The organism is Gordonia mangrovi (assembly GCF_024734075.1).
Classification (GTDB): domain Bacteria; phylum Actinomycetota; class Actinomycetes; order Mycobacteriales; family Mycobacteriaceae; genus Gordonia; species Gordonia mangrovi.
This window is the reverse complement of record NZ_CP102850.1, coordinates 2,849,312-2,865,960: the sequence shown is the minus strand read 5'-3', so window position 1 is coordinate 2,865,960 and position 16,649 is coordinate 2,849,312. Positions and strand designations below refer to the sequence as shown.

Genomic DNA, 16,649 nt, shown 5'->3' with positions numbered 1-16,649 from the left:
CATGGGTGAGCGGGTCCATACCGTCGACTCAGACACGAGACCACCTCGGTCTCGTCCGACGAGGGGACGATCCAGATGGCCACCAACGCCGTACTCGACTTCATTCTGGGCCTGCTGCGCGACGACGAGTCGATTGCCGCGTACTGCCGCAATCCGCAGGCCTCCCTGGACGCCGCCGGCCTGCACGGGGTGACCCCGGCCGACATCTCGGCCGCCACCCCGCTCATCGCCGACGCCGGGCTGGTGTCGGCGGGTGCCGGGATCGGCGCGATCACCGGCGCCGGCGTGGCGATCGGCGGCGGTGTCCTCGGTGGCGGCGGAGCTGCCGGCGGCGCCCTCGGAGGGGTGGGCATCGGCGGTGGCTCCGTCGGCGGTGTGGGCCTGGGCGGGATCGGACTGGGCGGTGTGGGTACCGGCGACGTGGGCGTCGGCGGCGGCTCGGTGGGTGGGTTCGATCTCGGTGGCTTCGGGCTGGGTGATGTCGGCCTCGGGGGATTCACGATCGGCGACATCGATTTCGGGTCGGCGCTCGGCGGCATCGGCCTGGGTTCGGTGGACCTGTCGGGTTTCCAGGTGAGCGATCTCGATCTGGGTGGTATGGCCTTCGGTGACCTCGACCTGGCCGGGCAACTCGCGGTGATGCTGGGGGCCACCCTGTCGGCCGGACTGGCCGCAGGCGGTGCGGTGGCCGCACAGTTCGGCGGCACCATCGGCGCTGCGCTGGACACCATGCTGGCCGGCGGGATGTCGGCGGCCGCGGGTATCGGCGGGCAGGCTGCCGCGGCGCTGTCGGCGGCGCTGGGGGCCGAGGGCGCACTCGTCGGCCAGTTCGCCACCGCACTGGATGCCGCGCTCGAGGCGGGCGGCGGTCTGGCGGGTGCCGTGAGTGGCGGACTCTCCGGGGCGTTGAGCGCCGGTCTGGAACTCGGCGGTGCGGCCGCCGGCGCATTCGGCGCGACCCTCGGCGGCCTGGTGGGCGCCGGGATCGGCGCGGGCGCCGGCCTGGGTGCCGAGCTGGCGACCGCGTTGTCGGCGGGACTCGGCGCCGGCGGGGCGGTCTCCGCGGTGCTGTCCGGTGCGCTGGGCCTCGATGCTGCGCTGGCCTCCGAACTCTCGGCCGCATTCGCCGGGACCCTGGCCGCGGCCGGAGGGGTGGAGGCCGCGCTGAGCGGACTGCTCGACGCCCAGGCCATCAGCGCCCTGTCCGGGGAACTCGGCGCCACCCTGAGCGGCGGTCTGGCCGCCGGACTCGGCGCCGGTGGTGCGGTCGCCGCCGAACTCGGTGCTGCGGTCACCGCGGTGCTGTCGGCGAGCGCTGCGGCCGTCGGCGGGATCGCGTTGACGGGCGGCGCAGGCCTCGGTGCGGTGATGGGTGGTGCCGTCGCCGCCGTGCTCGGTGTCGGCGGCGGAGCCGAAGCCGGGTTGTCGGCTGCCCTCGACGCCGCGCTCGGCGCAGGCCTGGAGTCGGTGATCGCCGCGGGCGGCGATCTTGAGGGGACGATCGGCGCGGCGCTGTCGTCGACGCTGGCCGCGGGCGGCGATGTCGCCGCCGACCTCGGTGCCGCGCTCGGCGGGGCGTTGGGTATCGCACTCGACGGCGGCCTGGAACTCGACGGACTGTCCGCGGGTGCCGCACTCGACGGGCTCCTCAACGCGGGCGCCGGCCTCGACACCTCGCTGTCGACCGTGCTGTCCGGGGCGCTGGGTGCCGGCGGCGAGGCGGGCGCCGACCTCGGCGGCGCGCTGGCGGGCGCGCTCGGCGCCGGCGGCGTACTCGGCGCGGTCCTGACGGGTCTGCTCGACGGTGGCCTCACCGGCGATCTGTCGGCGGGGCTGGCGGCGGTCGGCGGGGCCGGCGGCGAGGTCGCCGCTGCGTTGGGCACCTCGCTGGGCGGCATGTTGGACGGCGCCGTCGGCGTCGACGGTCTGCTGTCGGCCGCATCCGGGGTCAGCCTCGGACAGCTGCTGGCGGCCGATCTGGGCACTTCGCTCGGCGTCGACGGCGCGCTGGTCACGTCCCTCGGCAGCTCACTGGACGCCGCGCTCGGCGGCTCACTGACCGGCGCGTTGGGTGGCGAGGTCTTCACCGGCACAACGGCCGAACTCGGCGGCGCGCTGTCGACGGCGCTCGGCGCCGGCGGCGAGATCGGCGCAGGTCTCGGCGGTTCGCTGGGTGCGGTGCTCGGCGCGGCGTACTCGGGCGATCTGGGCTCCGAGCTGACCGGGCAACTCGACGCCGGCACCGACCTCACCACCGCGGTCACCTCGACGTTGGGTACCGCTCTGGCTCTGGACGCCTCGGCCGCCGACGGCATCACCGCCACCCTCGACTCGAGCCTGCACTCCGTCGGCGGGCTCGGCAGCCTGGTGACCGGCGAGGTCGACGCGATCGCCAACCCGACCCTCGCGCTCACCGACACCGGGTTGTCGGCGACCGGACCGCTCTCGGTCGGCGGTTCGCTGGCATCGACCGGACTCCTCGGCGACGATCTGTCGCTGACCGGCGACTCCGGCGTCACGGGCGCCCTCACCGGCGGCCTGGACAGCGGACTCGGACTCACCAGCGGGCTGGGCCTCGACGATGGCCTCGGTCTCGACACCGGCTCGGTTGTGGGCGGTGGCGTGGACCTGACCGGCTCGGCTGCCGGCACGGTCGACCAGACCGTGCAGGGCGCCGGGGTCGACCTGGGTCTGTCCGGCGATGGAGCCGGTTCGGCATCGGGCGGCGGTGAACTCGATGGTGCCCTCGCCGGCGGCGCCGGCCTGACCGACGGCCTGGGTTTGCAGGGCGGCCTCGATCTGCCGGACGGTTCCACCGGTGGCGGGCTCGACGTCGGCGGCGTCACCGATACCGCGGGTCAGGTGACCGGCGGGGTGGAGAGCAGTGTCGGCGGCGGTCTGGAGGCGGCACTCAGTGGCCCGACTGCGGCGCTGAGCGGCGGCGCGGGAGGATCAGCCGATTCTGCTGTGGACGGCTCTGCATCCGGTGGGGCGGAGGCGTCCGGTGGGGGCGAGGCAACCGGTGGTGCAGGAGCCGAGGGCTCGCTGACTGACTCGTCCGGAGGCGCCCTGTCCGGGACCGTCGACACCGCATCCGGGTTGACCTCGGACCTGTCGGGCGGACTCGGCGGTGGACTGACGAGCGGCCTGACGGGTGGGTTGTCCGGCGACGCCGAGACCGGCGCCACCCACACCGATCCGGCCGGTCACGACGGTCTGCTCGGAAACTGACCGCACAACGCGATCGCCACGACCCGTCTGCCACCGATACCGTGAAGGCACCATGACCGACAGATCTCCCGCTCCGGGTAACGCTGCCGCGGGCGCCCTCCCCGACTTGCTCGACCGCATGGTCGGCATCGCCGAGGAGGCCGGCCGCGGCGACCTGGTCACCCGGTTGGCGGGGGCGCGAACACGATTGACCGATCCACGGCTGCGGATCGTCGTCGTCGGTCAGCTCAAGCAGGGCAAGAGCCAGTTCGTCAATGCGCTGCTGAACCTGGAGGTCTGCTCGGTCGGTGACGACGAGACGACGGCGGTGCCCACCGTGATCGGCCATGCCGCGCAGCCGATTGCGCACCTCGTCGTCGGCGGCGCGGCCGAAGACCGGGTACCGGTGCCACTCGAGCAGATCACCGCCATCACCCCGGCCACCGATCTCGCCGCGGGGCGGGAGGTGGCGCGGCTGGAGGTCGACGCACCGGGGCCGTTGCTTGCCGACGGACTCGTCGTGGTCGACACACCGGGTGTCGGCGGTCACGGACACCCCTATGCGGCAACGACCCTGGGCATGGTGGCCACCGCCGACGCGGTGCTGTTCGTGTCCGATGCCAGCCAGGAGTTCACCGCACCGGAGATGCGCTTTCTGCGGCAGGTCACCGAGCTGTGCCCGACCGTGGCGTGTCTGCTCTCCAAGACGGACCTCTACCCTCAGTGGCGGGTGATCGCCGATGCCGACCGCGCGCACCTACGCACCGCCGACATCGAGATCCCGGTACTGCCGGTGTCGTCGGCGTTGCGGATTCACGCATTGCGCCTGCAGGACGAGCAGCTCAACACCGAGGCCGGGTTCGTCGACCTGTACCGCTATCTGCGTGGCAGTGTGGTCGCCAACGCGCAGAAGCTGACTCGCGAAACCGTCGCCAATGACCTGCGGGTGGTGTCCGAGCATTTGGCATTGACCTACGGCAGCGAGCTGACGGGCCTGCGCGATCCGTATACCGCCCGGCGCGCGGTGACCGGTCTGCAGGAGGCCAAAGAGTACGCGGAGAGCATGCGCCGCCGCACCGCACAGTGGCAGCAGACCCTCGCCGACGGGATCGGAGATTTGGCCGCCGACATCGACCACGACCTACGGGACCGACTCCGCGCGGTGACCCGGGAAGCCGAGCGGGCCATCGACGACGGCGACCCGGGCACCGACTGGGATCGGTTCGCCGAGTGGTTGGCCGAGCAAACCGCGGCCGTGGTCGGCGACAATTTCGTCTGGGCACACGAACGATCGGTGTGGCTCGCGCAGCGGGTGGCCGCACACTTCGCCGAATCCGGCGACGAATCGCTGCCCGCGATCGACATCGCCGACCTGGACGGGGTATTCGATTCGGTGGCCGAACTGGCCGCCCTCGACGCCCAGAAAACCGGACTGAGCCAGAAGCTGCTGGTGGGGATGCGCGGCTCGTATGGCGGCGTGCTGATGTTCGGCCTCATCTCCACGATGATGGGGATGGCGCTGATCAACCCGGTGTCCGTCGGTGCCGGGGTGTTGTTGGGCAGCAAGGCCTACCGCGACGACAAGGAGGCGCGCATCGTCGAACGGCGGGCCAAGGCCAAGAACGCGGTGCGGGCGTTCACCGACGACGTCAGTTTCCAGGTCGGCAAGGAATCACGCGATCGTCTGCGGGTGATCCAACGGGTGCTGCGTGATCACTTCACCACCGTCGCCGAGCAGACGTCACGCTCGATCGCCGAGTCGCTCAGCGCCGCCCAGTCCGCTGCGGCGCTGGCCGACACGCAACGCACGGAACGGGCTGCCGCAGTGGAATCATCTCTGAAAGACGTTGCCGCGCTGCGCCGTGCCGCGGACCGTCTGGAGTCTCTCGCGGTGACGGCATAATGACCGATGTCGATCAGGCCGCCGAGTTCATCACGGCGGCCCGCGAGGCGGTCGCCGGCGATCGCGCGGCCATCGATGCGGTTGATCGGTGCGCCCAGCGCCTCGACGAGCCCGTGCGGATCGCGCTCGCCGGGTCGTTGAAGGCGGGCAAGTCGACCCTGCTCAACGCCCTTGTCGGACAGGATATCGCGCCGACGGACGCCACCGAGTGCACTCGCGTGGTCACCTGGTACCGCCGCGGTCAGGTGGCATCGGTGGCCGCGCGCACCGTCGATGGACAATCGGTCTCGATCCCGGTCACCCGAACGACCGGCCACCTCGGTTTCGACTTCGGCACGTTGACCGCCGACGACGTCGACCATCTCGACGTCGAGTGGCCATCGCGCGCCCTGCACACCCGCACCATCGTCGACACCCCGGGCACGGCATCGCTGTCCACGGAGTTGTCGGCGTCCACGCTCTCGCTGATCACCCCCGAGGACGGTCAATCCGGCGTCGATGCGGTTGTCTACCTGATGCGTTCGCTGTCGGCCACCGACACCGACATGTTGCGTCGCATCGCCACATCCATCGGCGGCGGTTCTGGGCCACTCGGCGTGATCGGCGTGGTCTCCCGCGCGGACGAACTCGGCGCGGGCCGGATGGACGCGATGATCTCGGCCGAACAGATCGCCGGTCGGTTCGCGACCGAGTTGTCGCGGACCGGCTTGTGCCAGGCGGTCGTTCCGGTGGCCGGGCTGTTGGCGCTGGGCGCACGCACGATGCGCGAGGTGGAGTTCCGCACCTTGATGGATCTGGCGGCGGTCGCGCCGGCCGACCTGGAGACGGCACTGCTCAGCGTCGACCGCTTCCAGCGACCCGACCTGCTCCCCCACATCGACGCCGCGGCTCGGCGAGCGCTCGCCGAGCGATTCGGGGTGTTCGGGATACGGCTGGGAGTGACCCTGATCCGCTTCGGTGTCACCACGTCGGCACAGCTCGCCACCGAGATGATCAACCGCAGCGGCCTGGCCGAACTCAGTGACGTCATCGACATCCAGTTCGGCCAGCGAGCCGATCAGCTCAAGGCGCACTCGGTGCTGGTGACCCTCGACCATGTGCTGTCGCACAACGGGAGTGCAGCCGCCGCAGAAGTGCGTGAGTCCGTGCGGCGGGCGCTCGCCGACGTCCACGGGTTCCGCGAACTGCGTCTGCTCAACACGCTTCGCTCCGGTGGTCTACCCTTCGCAGCCGATCAGACCGAGCAGCTGAGCCACCTGATCGGCGGCCACGGCGTCGACCCCGCCTCCCGACTGCGTCTGCATCCGGACGCGTCCGTCCCGGAAATCCGTGCCGCTGCTGTGGATGCCGCGCAGTCGTGGCGCACACTCGCCCGCCACCCACTGCTGCCCGCCGAAGCCGCCGCCGCCTGCACCACCGCCGCGCGAAGCGCAGAAGGTGTTGTCGCGCAAGTTGATGCGCACTCCGCTCACGTGAGCTAAGTGCCGAAGTTCCGCCCTCGCGAAGAGCGTCGCCCCAGAATCCGGGGCCGAGGAGCGACCGAGCTTGCGAGGAAACGTCACGAAGGGTCACCACCCCAACCACACTCGCCGCCCAAAGTTGCCACACCCCAGCGATATCCTGAACCCAACACTTCACCAAGCAAGTCCATCCACAGCCCACCAAAACTGTCGGACCCACCCGATACTCTGACAGCAGTCCGATTCCCCACCAACCAAACCCGCGAACACTCCCCTCTGGTGGTCGAGTAGACCGAGGCGCTTGCCGAGGTCGTATCGAGACCACCACCACCCGAGACAGACTCACCACAAGCTCTGCCTCGCAGGCTATGTCACCCCGAACGGAATTGTCACACCCCACCGATATCCTGAACCCAACAGCTCAACGACCAGTCAATCCACACCCCACCTGCAGCCCACCGAAACTGTCGGACCCACCCGATACTCTGACAGCAGTTCGATTCCCCACCAACCAAACCCGATCCCGATCTCACTGTCGTCGCCGGAAAGGAGCGTGTCGTGTTCACCTTCACCGACCGTGCCGCCGACGACGCCCTGCTGGCCACCAGCAGCCTCGACGAGTTGGCCCAATACGGCCGCGACGCCCTCCGGCTGAGCAACCAAGCCCAAGCCATCGCCATGCAGATCGCCCGCCAAATCGGTCAATCCACCTACAACGAGCGCCTCACCGGATACAACGACTACGCCCCGAACCGAATCCGCAACGCCGCCGACAAAGCCGCCAAAGGCGAAATCTCGCTGCAACTGGGCATCGCCCGAACCAAAGCCGGCGAATGGGTCCACCTCGACGAACTCCTCGACGAACACCCCAAGATCCGTGACGCCTTCCGCGCCGGCGACCTGAGCCCCCACCGCCTGGGCGTGGCCATCCGCGCCGCCGCCACCGGCCCCACCGGCGACCTCCGAGCCCGACTCGCCGAACTCACCGACACCACCGACACCGACGACACCGACGAGGACCTCACCCTCGACTTCGACACCGACGATGCCGGCACCGACGGTGACGGCGCCGATGACGCCGGTGATGGTGCGGCCGAGACCGATCCCACCGACGATGAGCCGTGGGATTTCGACGATGTCGTGCTCGACCTGGCCAGCCGCCCGACCACCGACACCGCGCTGCAAGCCGATCTCGACGCCATCATCATCACCCTGGACCCCGACCGGGCCGTCGAAGCCCACGACGACATCGCCGACCTATTCGGCGATGTGAAAATCGGTGCCGAAGCGTTCGGACACATGACCGTCGACGCCTGCATCCCCGCCGAACACGGCGTGCACCTACGCGAGCGGATCAGCGCACTCATCGGTCGGCGAGTGTGCCGCCGCGACGGCCGCAGCATCAAAGCCCAACGCGTCGCCGCGTTCGCCGAGATCATCAAGGCTCCCGGCGCGACACTGCGCTGCCACTGCGGCGACGACACCTGCCCCGCCACGCAAACCCGCACCAACAACCCGACGCCCGCCACCACCCCGAGTGTGGGTGACAGCAGTGTCCGCGACTCGTCGGTCGACACCAGCACGGGCGGCGACTCCACTGCACCCGTCGACGCCACCGACGAACCCGCAATGGGTGGACCCGACGCGGCCGAAGAACAGCCGATCACCCTCGCCGACATCGACGATCACCGTCACATCGACTCAGACATCGCGCCCACCGCGGAATCCCGACGAGACTTCATCACCGCACCTCGCGCCGAGCACGACACCGACGGGGCCGATACGGAAGCGACCCACGACGCCGACGCGGACGACGCAGACACTGAAGTCGCCACGGCCGCAGAAGTCGAACTCACCACCGATAACGAACTAGCCGACGCCACCACAGACGCCGAGGTAGCCGAGGCCACCGCCGACACCGACCCGGACACAGACACAGACTTCCAGTCCGATTCCGGCCTCGTCGTCCCCGGCCTGACCCTGCTGCACGACCCCACCGGCCTCGATCCGACCCGCCTGATGGGTTACGGGGCGATCGATCCTGCCCACGCCGCACGCCTGGCACCCCACGCCACCACCATCACCGCCCCACCGAGCGAAACCCGCACCGCCAGCGGCCTGACCATCTTCGGCAACCGGACACCGGCACCACCGATCGACCCCACCGGGCACGGCGGCTTCGCCACCCCACCACCCGGGGCACTGACCTACGCACCCTCAGCAGCCTTACGCGCCGAAATCATCCAACTCGACCGACGCTGCCGCTACCCCTACTGCGGCCGACCCTCCGAAGAGTGCGAACTCGACCACCTGCACAAATTCCTCCACGCCGACCCGCTGGCCGGCGGCTGGACCGTGGCCTTCAACCTCGCACCCCTATGCCGACCCGACCACGACCGCAAACACGACGGCCCGTGGCTCCCCACCATGCACACCGACCGCACCATCACCTGGCGCAACACCCGCACCGGACAAACCATCGTCACCTACCCCAGATGACGACGGTTTGTCCGGCGCCGACTCACGTATCCGCGCTGACGTAGGCGATCACTGTCGCTACAGCTCCGATCGCAGCCCCCGCGGCCGGCACCGGCCACTGGAACACCACAGGCAGTCCCGCCTCGACCACAGCGGCCGACGACGGCCCCACGACGATCGCTTCACCGACAGTCGCCGCCACCGCCGCAATCAGCGCAACCACCAGCCACCCGCGCCCCGAACCTGCGCCCTGCCACAGCCGAGTGCATCCGTAGGTCGCCGCCACCACGACGACACCGACCAGCACCGCACCCACGCCGAATGCGATGTTCACCGCTCGCACCACCTCGTCGGCCGTCGCTCCCGGCTCCTCCCGCGCCAGATCGAGCGACAACACCACCCGGATCTCGTCCAAGTGCAGCGCCACCAACACCGAAGTCGCGGCGATCAGCACGATCGCCGCCGCCCACAGACCGACCGCAACCAGGGTCCCGCGGCCACGCACGGGATCGTCAACCCGCATCGGCGTGATCTGCACCCGAGGTCGTGGCGGCGGGTCGTGTCCCGCCGAACCGTCAGACGGCTCGTTCAGCACGTCAGCACACCCTTGGACCGCAGGACCCGCACCACCGACCGATCGACACGCTGTTCGGTCAGCCGGTTGGAGGCGACCTGCTGTTCGAGCGTATCGAGCACTGCAGGCACCCGATCGGTCGAAAGCCACAATGCGACATCCGCTCCCGCGCGGATCGCCATCGGCGCCGCCTGCTCGATCGGGTAGCGCGCACTGATCGCCGCCATACCCGAGAGATCGTCGGTGAACACCACACCGTTGTACGCCGGTCCGCCGTAGGGCTTTCCGGTCCGCAACATGCCGTAGGCGCGCGGGCTGATGCTGGACGGCGTCTCCGGGCCGGTCAGGCCGGGCACGATCAGATGCCCCATCATCACCGCCGCCGGGCCCGGATCCTGCAGCAGCGTCCGGTACGGCACCAGATCACTGTTCTCCAGCGTCGACAACGGCGGCGTCACCACCACCCCCAGATGCGAGTCACCCGAGCCATGCCCGTGACCCGGAAAATGCTTGAACACCGGGGTGATTCCGGCCGATGCCAACCCTTCCGCATAGGCCTGCGCATACTCGGTCACCACCGCCGGATCATTGCTGAACGATCGGTCCCCGATGACCTCTCCGTCGGCCTCGTCGCTCACATCGACGACCGGCGCGAAGTCGACCGTGACACCCAGCTCGCGCAGCTGACGTCCCGTCGAAGCGGCCAGGTCCCGTACCTGCGCCGGTGTCCGCGTCTGCGCGAGCACCCGCGCGGACGGGCTGTCGATACCCAGCCCCGACAGCCGCGAGACACGGCCGCCCTCCTGATCCACCGTGACCATCAACGGGATCGGACTGCTCTGCGAAATGCGCGCAGCGGCCCCACTGGTCAGGATCGACTTGTCCGTCCAGCTGCCGACGAAGATCCCACCGATCTGCTCGGAATCCACAATCGCCTGCGCATCCGCGGCGCCGGTCACCCCCACCACGACAAGCTGAGCGAGCTTCTGCCGCAACGTCATCTCGTCCAACTGAGCCGAACCACACGCGGCCACCGGAGACGGCGTGACCGCCGACGAGCTCGGCGACGACGCCGCGGTGCCGGCCACCGACGTCACGCTGCTCGTCGGGTCCGACGGTTCGCTGCTCGTGCAGCCGACGCTCACCACGGCCACCGCCGCGACCACGATCATCGACACCACGCCACGCGCACCGGAACCTCGGGTAGATGAGCCCATGCGACGAGTCTGGCATGTAACCTGGGGCAATGGACGTGGGGTCCGGCCCGAACGAACCCACCACCGCCCAGTCCGCCCCGGGTGCCGGTGGTCTGGACCGCAGTGCCCGCCAGACCCTCATGATCGCCTACGACGGCTCCGACAACGCCGACCGCGCCATCCGCTACGCCGGCCGTTTCCTGCGCGCGCAGACCGCCTACGTCGTGACGGCCTGGCAGCCGGGCGAACTCTCGCCGGCGCGGTTGTCGACGTTGTCCGGCGGTATGCAGCCGTTCATCGACACCAGACTCGAGGCCGGCGTCGACGAAGCGCTCGAGCACGAGGCCCAGAACATCAACCGCCGGGGCGTCGACCTCGCCGTCGAGGCGGGACTGTCCGCGCGCGGCTCCCTGGTCGAGGTCGAGTCGACGGTCTGGGGTGCACTGGTCGCCGCCGCCGACGCCCTCGCCGTCGACCTCCTGGTCACCGGCACCCGCGGCTCGTCCGGGTTGAAGGCGCTGCTGCATTCGAGCGTCGCCGAACGCGTCCTCAAACACTGCCACCGCCCGGTGTTCATCGTCCCGGCCCAATGCGACAAACAGCCGCCGGTCACGCTGTAACCCGCAACACACTCTCGACGATCAACCAGCATGGCACGCACACGTTCCCGCTTCGCCTCCGTCGTCGTGGCCGTCGCCATCGCCGCAGCCGGCACGCTGGGACTCGCGACGGCAACCGCCGCCGACGCCGCAGCCGCCACCGAGCACCGACTCACCCAGTGCATCGGCCTGAGCCCCAACATCGTCGACATCCCGTTCCTCCCGAACCGCGCCATCGTGGCGCAGTACGCCGGCAAGACCTACATCGCCGTCGACTTCACCAGCTACTGGATCGGCGTCGGCTACCGGTCCGATGCGCGCCTGGACTGGCACAACCTCCGCACCGGCAAGCACGGTGTCCTGCGGTCGACCACCCACATCAGTCCGCCTTACCAGGGTGTGCACAACTTCGTCATCGACACCGCGGCCATCGGCCGTGGCAACGTCGCCATCACCCTCGGCGCCACGAACAGCAACGCCCTGTGGTCGATCCCGGCGATCTCGTGCAGTGGCACGATCGTGGTCCGCTGATCACGGCCGAACCCGGTTGCGCCACGAGCCCTCTTCACCGTGCTGACCATCGTCATCACCGGTCGATGGTAGTTTCGTCGCCATGACCAACAACCGTCTCGTCGCCGGCGCCGTGGCCGGGGTCGCCGGCATCGTGGTGGGTCTCGGGGCGGTCTTCCTCGGCGGTTTCCTGTCCACCGAGACGAGCCCGTCGACGGACGTGAACAGCATCAACCCGAACAACGGGTTCGTGCAGGGCTCGGTCGACTACGGCTCGCGCGGCGATTCCGGGTCCGACAACTGACTTCGGGCGGCCCTCCCTGACGCCGATCACGCCAACAGCACCGCACTCCCCCACGCCCCAGCACTCCTCGACCGCGCACGACGTCACGCTCTCCCGCCGCGGCATCGCGGTGGCCACCCTGTGCGCACTGATCATCTCGCTGCTGCAATCCCCCGGCCGGATCTCGGCGGACACGAAACTCGACCTCACCGCCAACCCGATCGGCTTTCTCGCCCGCGCCGCCCACCTGTGGTCGCCGAACGCCCCACTCGGGCAGGTGCAGAACCAGGCCTACGGCTACTTCTTCCCGCACGGCGCGTTCTTCGCGCTCGGTGACCTGCTGCATCTGCCGCCCTGGGTGGTGCAGCGGCTGTGGTGGGCGTTGCTGCTCGTCGTCGGCTTCGTCGGCATCGTCCGGCTCGCCGAGGCGATGCGCATCGGCTCCCCCGGCTCCCGGGTCATCGCCGGCATCGTCTTCGTGCTGAGCCCGCGCATCCTCACCACCATCGGGTCGATCTCGTCGGAGACCCTGCCGATGGTGCTGGCCCCGTGGGTGTTGGTGCCGCTCATCCGGGTATTGAACCGCGAACCCGACCGTCCCATGTGGCGCGCCGCGTTCCAGTCGGCGGCCGCGGTCGCCCTGATGGGTGCGGTCAACGCCGTGGCCACCCTCGCCGCCCTCGGCGTCGCGGCACTGTGGTGGCTGCTGCACGCGCCGCGGCTGTCCACGGTCCCGACCCGCCGCTGGTGGCGCTTCGGCGCGTGGTGGGCCCTCGGCCTGACGATGGCCTGCGCGTGGTGGGTCATCCCGCTGCTCATCCTGTCGCGGGTCAGCCCGCCGTTCCTCGACTTCATCGAGTCGTCGCGGGTCACCACCGAATGGACTTCGCTGACCGAGGTGTTGCGCGGCACCAGTTCCTGGACCCCGTTCGTCTCCCCGGAACGGGTCGCCGGTGCCGTGCTGGTCACCCAACCCGCCGCCGTCGTCGCCACCGGGGTGCTGGCCGCCGCCGGGCTGGCCGGACTGTGCATGCGGCGGATGCCCGCCCGCGGACGACTCGTCACCGTGCTGGCCGTCGGATTACTGCTGATGTGTCTCGGCTACACCGGCGAACTCGGCTCCCCGATCGCCGAACCCGTGCGGGTGTTCCTCGACGACAGCGGCGCCTTCCTGCGCAACATCCACAAGTTCGAACCGTTCATCCGGATCCCGCTGGTCCTCGGCATCGCCCATCTGCTGGGCCGCGTACCGCTGCCCGGCAGCTCCTCGATCCGCGACAGCGCCGCATCCTTCGCCCACCCCCAGCGGTCGCGACCGGTGGCGGCAACGATCGTCGTGGTGGTCGCCGCCATCGGCGCCGGATCGCTGATGTGGACCGGCCAACTCGCGCCCGCGGGGACTTACACACAGATCCCGGCCTACTGGCAGGCCACCGCGACCTGGCTGTCACAACACAGCTCCGGCCCGGACACCGCCGCCCCCACCCGCACCCTCGTTGTGCCCGGGGCACCGTTTGCCGACCAACTATGGGGCCTGACCCGCGACGAACCGCTCCAGCCGCTCGCCGACGACCCCTGGGCGGTGCGCGACGCCATCCCCCTCACTCCGCCGGGCGCCATCCGCGCCCTGGACTCGGTACAACGCGCGATCGCCGACGGACGCGGCTCACCCGGCCTCGCCGCCACCCTCGCCCAGCAGGGCATCGGCTACGTCGTGCTGCGCGCCGACCTCGACCCCGACACCTCCCGGTCGGCCCGTCCGCTGGTCGCCCAGCAGGCCCTCGACACCTCGCCGGGACTCGACCGGGTGGCCGTCTTCGGTCCGGAAGTGGGGCCGGCCGGCGTCCCGGGCGTGGTACGCGACAACGGGTTACGACCGGCCATGCCCGCCATCCAGATCTACGCGGTACAGGCCGACACCGGTTTCCCCGGCACCGGACCCGTCCTCGTCGACGCCGCCGACATCCCACGCGTGGCGGGCGGCCCGGAAGCCCTCGGCGCCATCCAGGAACAACGCGCCCGCATCGGAGCCCCGCCGATGGGGCCGGCACTACTCGCCGCCGACGCCCGCCGCGCCGGGCTCGGCGACGGCCCCGGCGTGCTGGTCACCGACACCCCCACCGACCGCGAAACCGACTTCGGCCGCGTCGACGACCACAGCTCGGCCATCCGCGCACCCGACGATCCGCGGCGCACCCAGAACGCCGTCGCCGACTACCCGGTCGACGGACAACCACTGGTACACGGCGAGTGGCTGCTGAACAACCAGCCCGGCCAGGTCCGCGTGACCACCTCCGGATCGGCCTCCGACGCAACGCAACCAGGGCAGACGTCGCCGGCGAACTCGTCGGCCGCGGCCTTCGACGGTGACCCCGACACCGCATGGGTCTCCAACGGCCTCGATGCCGCGGTCGGCAAGTGGATGCGGCTCGACTTCACCGAACCTCGCTCCGACCTCGCGGTCACCCTGACGACCGCACCAGCACTGGGCTCCGACGTTTCGGCCATCCTGGTCAGCACCGAATCGGGCAGTGCGGTCACCCAGAACGTCGAATCCGGCACCCCGGTCACGGTGACCGCGCCGAGCGGCCCGACCCGATGGGTGCAGATCCGCGCCATCAGCACCGTCGACGGCACCGCGGGCAACCAGTTCGCGCTCGGCGAGGTGTCGCTCACCGACCTGGCCTCGCGCAGCCCACTCACCATCCGCCATCGCGTGACGCTGCCCGACCTGCCGGCCGACACCACGGTGTCGGGTTGGTTACTCACCCAGGAACTCGGCGGCCGGTCCACCTGTGTCGCCGACGGCACGGCCGTCCGCTGCGCACCCGGTCTCGGCCTGACCCCGGAGACTCCCGGGATCTTCACGCGCGCACTGTCGGTACCCGACCCGGTCACCGTGGACCCGACGGTCGTGCTGCGGCCGAAATCCGGGGACGCGTTGCGCGCGCTGATCCACACCCCCGGCCAGGTCATCGCCGACGGCCCCACCGCCGTCGACGATCCGCGCGGCAACGCGAGCGCCGCCGTCGACGGCAACCCCGAAACCACCTGGACCGCACCCGAACCCGCCACGCGTTCGGATGACGACGACGCCGACGACCCGGAGCTGGTGATCCGGCTCCCGCAGCCCCAGCGCGTCGAGCGTCTGAAACTCCTGCTGCCCGAGCGGTATCCGGCTGCGCCGCGACGCGTCACCGTCGACCTCGGCACGGGCACCCAGGCACGGACCGTCGGACGCGACGGTGTCGTCGACCTGACCCCGGCGGTCACCGACCGGATTCGGTTGACCGTCACCGAGACCGAGGACCTCATCGACGTCAACAGCCTCGGGTTCGCCCGCCCCGCCCCGGCCGGGATCACCGACATACAGATCCTGCCCGGACCGCAGCCGACCCCCGACGACGACCGGGTCGTCGACATCGGCTGCGACGCCGGCGTCGGGCTGACGGTGTCCGGTCAGGTGATCGGGCTGTCGGCCCGCACCACCGCCGGCGACCTGCGCGCCGGCCGACCCGTCGTCGCCCGGCCGTGCGCTCCCCAACCGGTGGCACTACCGGCCGGTGAACAGGAGCTGTCGGTCAATCCCGGGCCGGCGTTCAGCGTCGACCAGGTCTCGTTGCCGGTCGATCCCGCGGCAACCGCCACCACCACCGAGGCGCGACCCGCCGACGTCACCGACTGGTCGGCCACCCACCGCAGCGTCGCGGTCGACGCCGCCGATCGCGAGCGCATCCTGGTGGTGCCGGAGAGCACCAACCCCGGGTGGCAGGCGTCGCTCGGCGGCCGCGAGCTGGCCCCGGTGGTGATGAACGGCTGGCAGCAGGGTTGGGTGGTGCCCGCGGGCACGGCCGGCACCATCGAGCTGACCTACCGGTTCGACTCGCTCTACCGCTGGTCCCTCGGCCTCGGGCTGGCGCTGACAGCGCTGCTGTTGCTGCTGGCCTGGTGGCCGCGACGCACCTCGGCCCACCCCCACCCGGAACCGGTCACCGGCCCCGGCCTCTCGGAATCCTGGCTCGCCGGCGCCGCGGCAATGTCCTGGTTGGCCGCGGCATGGCTGCTCGCCGGGTGGTGGGGCCTGGCCCTCGCGGTCCTCACCGGAGTGATCACGCTGAGCCTGCGCCCGCAGGCCGTCGTGACCCTGGTGTTCGCCGCGATGGTCGCCGCCACCCTCGGCCTCGCGAGCGGACCCTGGCACGCGTCGACCGGCTACACCGGCTTCGACTGGTGGGTTCAGCTGCCGGCGTTGATCGCCGTGTCGTCCACGGTCTGGTCGGCCGTGGCCGGCGACGAATCCGGATGGGCGCGTCGACGGTTCGCCCGCGCCGTCTCCCAGGTGCGCAACCGTCGCCGAGCCGGTTCCTCGACGAAGGCGTAACTCGCCGCCGACACCCCGATCGTCAGGGCCAGCGTGATGGCCCACACGAGCACGA

Annotated in this window: 10 protein-coding genes; 8 read left to right on the top strand and 2 right to left on the bottom strand. The window is 70.5% G+C overall.

Features of this window, described 5'->3' with window-relative positions; genetic code table 11:
- Nucleotides 1–75: 75 nt before the first annotated feature.
- The 4 genes from NWF22_RS12960 to NWF22_RS12945 all read left to right on the top strand — a co-directional run bounded on the left by NWF22_RS12960 (nt 76) and on the right by NWF22_RS12945 (nt 9,072).
- A complete protein-coding gene (locus NWF22_RS12960) occupies nt 76–3,231 on the top strand; it encodes an IniB N-terminal domain-containing protein (RefSeq protein WP_160902069.1) in 3,156 nt (1,051 codons plus the stop codon).
- 52 nt (nt 3,232–3,283) lie between these two features.
- A complete protein-coding gene (locus tag NWF22_RS12955; protein ID WP_160902068.1) occupies nt 3,284–5,113 on the top strand; it encodes a dynamin family protein in 1,830 nt (609 codons plus the stop codon).
- The gene (locus NWF22_RS12950) at nt 5,113–6,594 is read left to right on the top strand and encodes a dynamin family protein (RefSeq protein WP_160902067.1); all 1,482 of its coding nucleotides are present in this window, start codon (nt 5,113–5,115) and stop codon (nt 6,592–6,594) included. The genes NWF22_RS12955 and NWF22_RS12950 overlap by 1 nt, the downstream gene beginning before the upstream one ends.
- Before the next feature lie 537 nt (nt 6,595–7,131).
- Nucleotides 7,132–9,072, top strand: a complete 1,941-nt coding sequence (locus NWF22_RS12945; protein ID WP_160902066.1) for an HNH endonuclease signature motif containing protein — start codon at nt 7,132–7,134, stop codon at nt 9,070–9,072.
- A gap of 22 nt (nt 9,073–9,094) precedes the next feature.
- On the opposite strand, the gene NWF22_RS12940 is transcribed toward NWF22_RS12945, so the two are convergent.
- Together NWF22_RS12940 and NWF22_RS12935 are read right to left on the bottom strand one after the other, a co-directional pair.
- Entirely contained in the window at nt 9,095–9,646 is a 552-nt protein-coding gene (locus NWF22_RS12940) for a hypothetical protein (protein WP_160902065.1), read from the bottom strand.
- Complete coding sequence (locus tag NWF22_RS12935) at nt 9,640–10,842, bottom strand: glycoside hydrolase family 3 N-terminal domain-containing protein (RefSeq protein WP_202398477.1); 1,203 nt, start codon at nt 10,840–10,842, stop codon at nt 9,640–9,642. Before NWF22_RS12935 ends, NWF22_RS12940 begins: the two co-directional genes overlap by 7 nt.
- Nucleotides 10,843–10,871: 29 nt before the next feature.
- Here NWF22_RS12935 and NWF22_RS12930 point away from each other — a divergent pair, with 29 nt between their 5' ends.
- From NWF22_RS12930 to NWF22_RS12915, 4 genes are all read left to right on the top strand, one after another.
- A complete protein-coding gene (locus NWF22_RS12930; protein WP_160902064.1) occupies nt 10,872–11,441 on the top strand; it encodes a universal stress protein in 570 nt (189 codons plus the stop codon).
- Between the two features lie 30 nt (nt 11,442–11,471).
- Nucleotides 11,472–11,951, top strand: coding sequence for a hypothetical protein (locus NWF22_RS12925; protein WP_160902063.1), 480 nt, complete (start codon nt 11,472–11,474; stop codon nt 11,949–11,951).
- A gap of 82 nt (nt 11,952–12,033) precedes the next feature.
- Complete coding sequence (locus NWF22_RS12920; RefSeq protein WP_160902062.1) at nt 12,034–12,234, top strand: DUF2613 domain-containing protein; 201 nt, start codon at nt 12,034–12,036, stop codon at nt 12,232–12,234.
- Between the two features lie 109 nt (nt 12,235–12,343).
- Nucleotides 12,344–16,594 carry an alpha-(1->3)-arabinofuranosyltransferase gene (locus NWF22_RS12915; protein WP_258321133.1) on the top strand — a complete coding sequence of 1,417 codons (4,251 nt, stop codon included), beginning with the start codon at nt 12,344–12,346 and terminating at the stop codon, nt 16,592–16,594.
- The last annotated feature ends 55 nt before the right edge of the window (nt 16,595–16,649 follow it).

What these genes read in the sequence shown, in the direction of transcription:
- NWF22_RS12960 (WP_160902069.1), top strand. Translation starts at nt 76, where the DNA reads ATGGCCACCAACGCCGTACTCGACTTCATTCTGGGCCTGCTGCGCGAC.
- NWF22_RS12955 (WP_160902068.1), top strand. Translation starts at nt 3,284, where the DNA reads ATGACCGACAGATCTCCCGCTCCGGGTAACGCTGCCGCGGGCGCCCTC.
- NWF22_RS12950 (WP_160902067.1), top strand. Translation starts at nt 5,113, where the DNA reads ATGACCGATGTCGATCAGGCCGCCGAGTTCATCACGGCGGCCCGCGAG.
- NWF22_RS12935 (WP_202398477.1), bottom strand. Translation starts at nt 10,842, where the DNA reads ATGGGCTCATCTACCCGAGGTTCCGGTGCGCGTGGCGTGGTGTCGATG.
- NWF22_RS12930 (WP_160902064.1), top strand. Translation starts at nt 10,872, where the DNA reads ATGGACGTGGGGTCCGGCCCGAACGAACCCACCACCGCCCAGTCCGCC.
- NWF22_RS12925 (WP_160902063.1), top strand. Translation starts at nt 11,472, where the DNA reads ATGGCACGCACACGTTCCCGCTTCGCCTCCGTCGTCGTGGCCGTCGCC.
- NWF22_RS12920 (WP_160902062.1), top strand. Translation starts at nt 12,034, where the DNA reads ATGACCAACAACCGTCTCGTCGCCGGCGCCGTGGCCGGGGTCGCCGGC.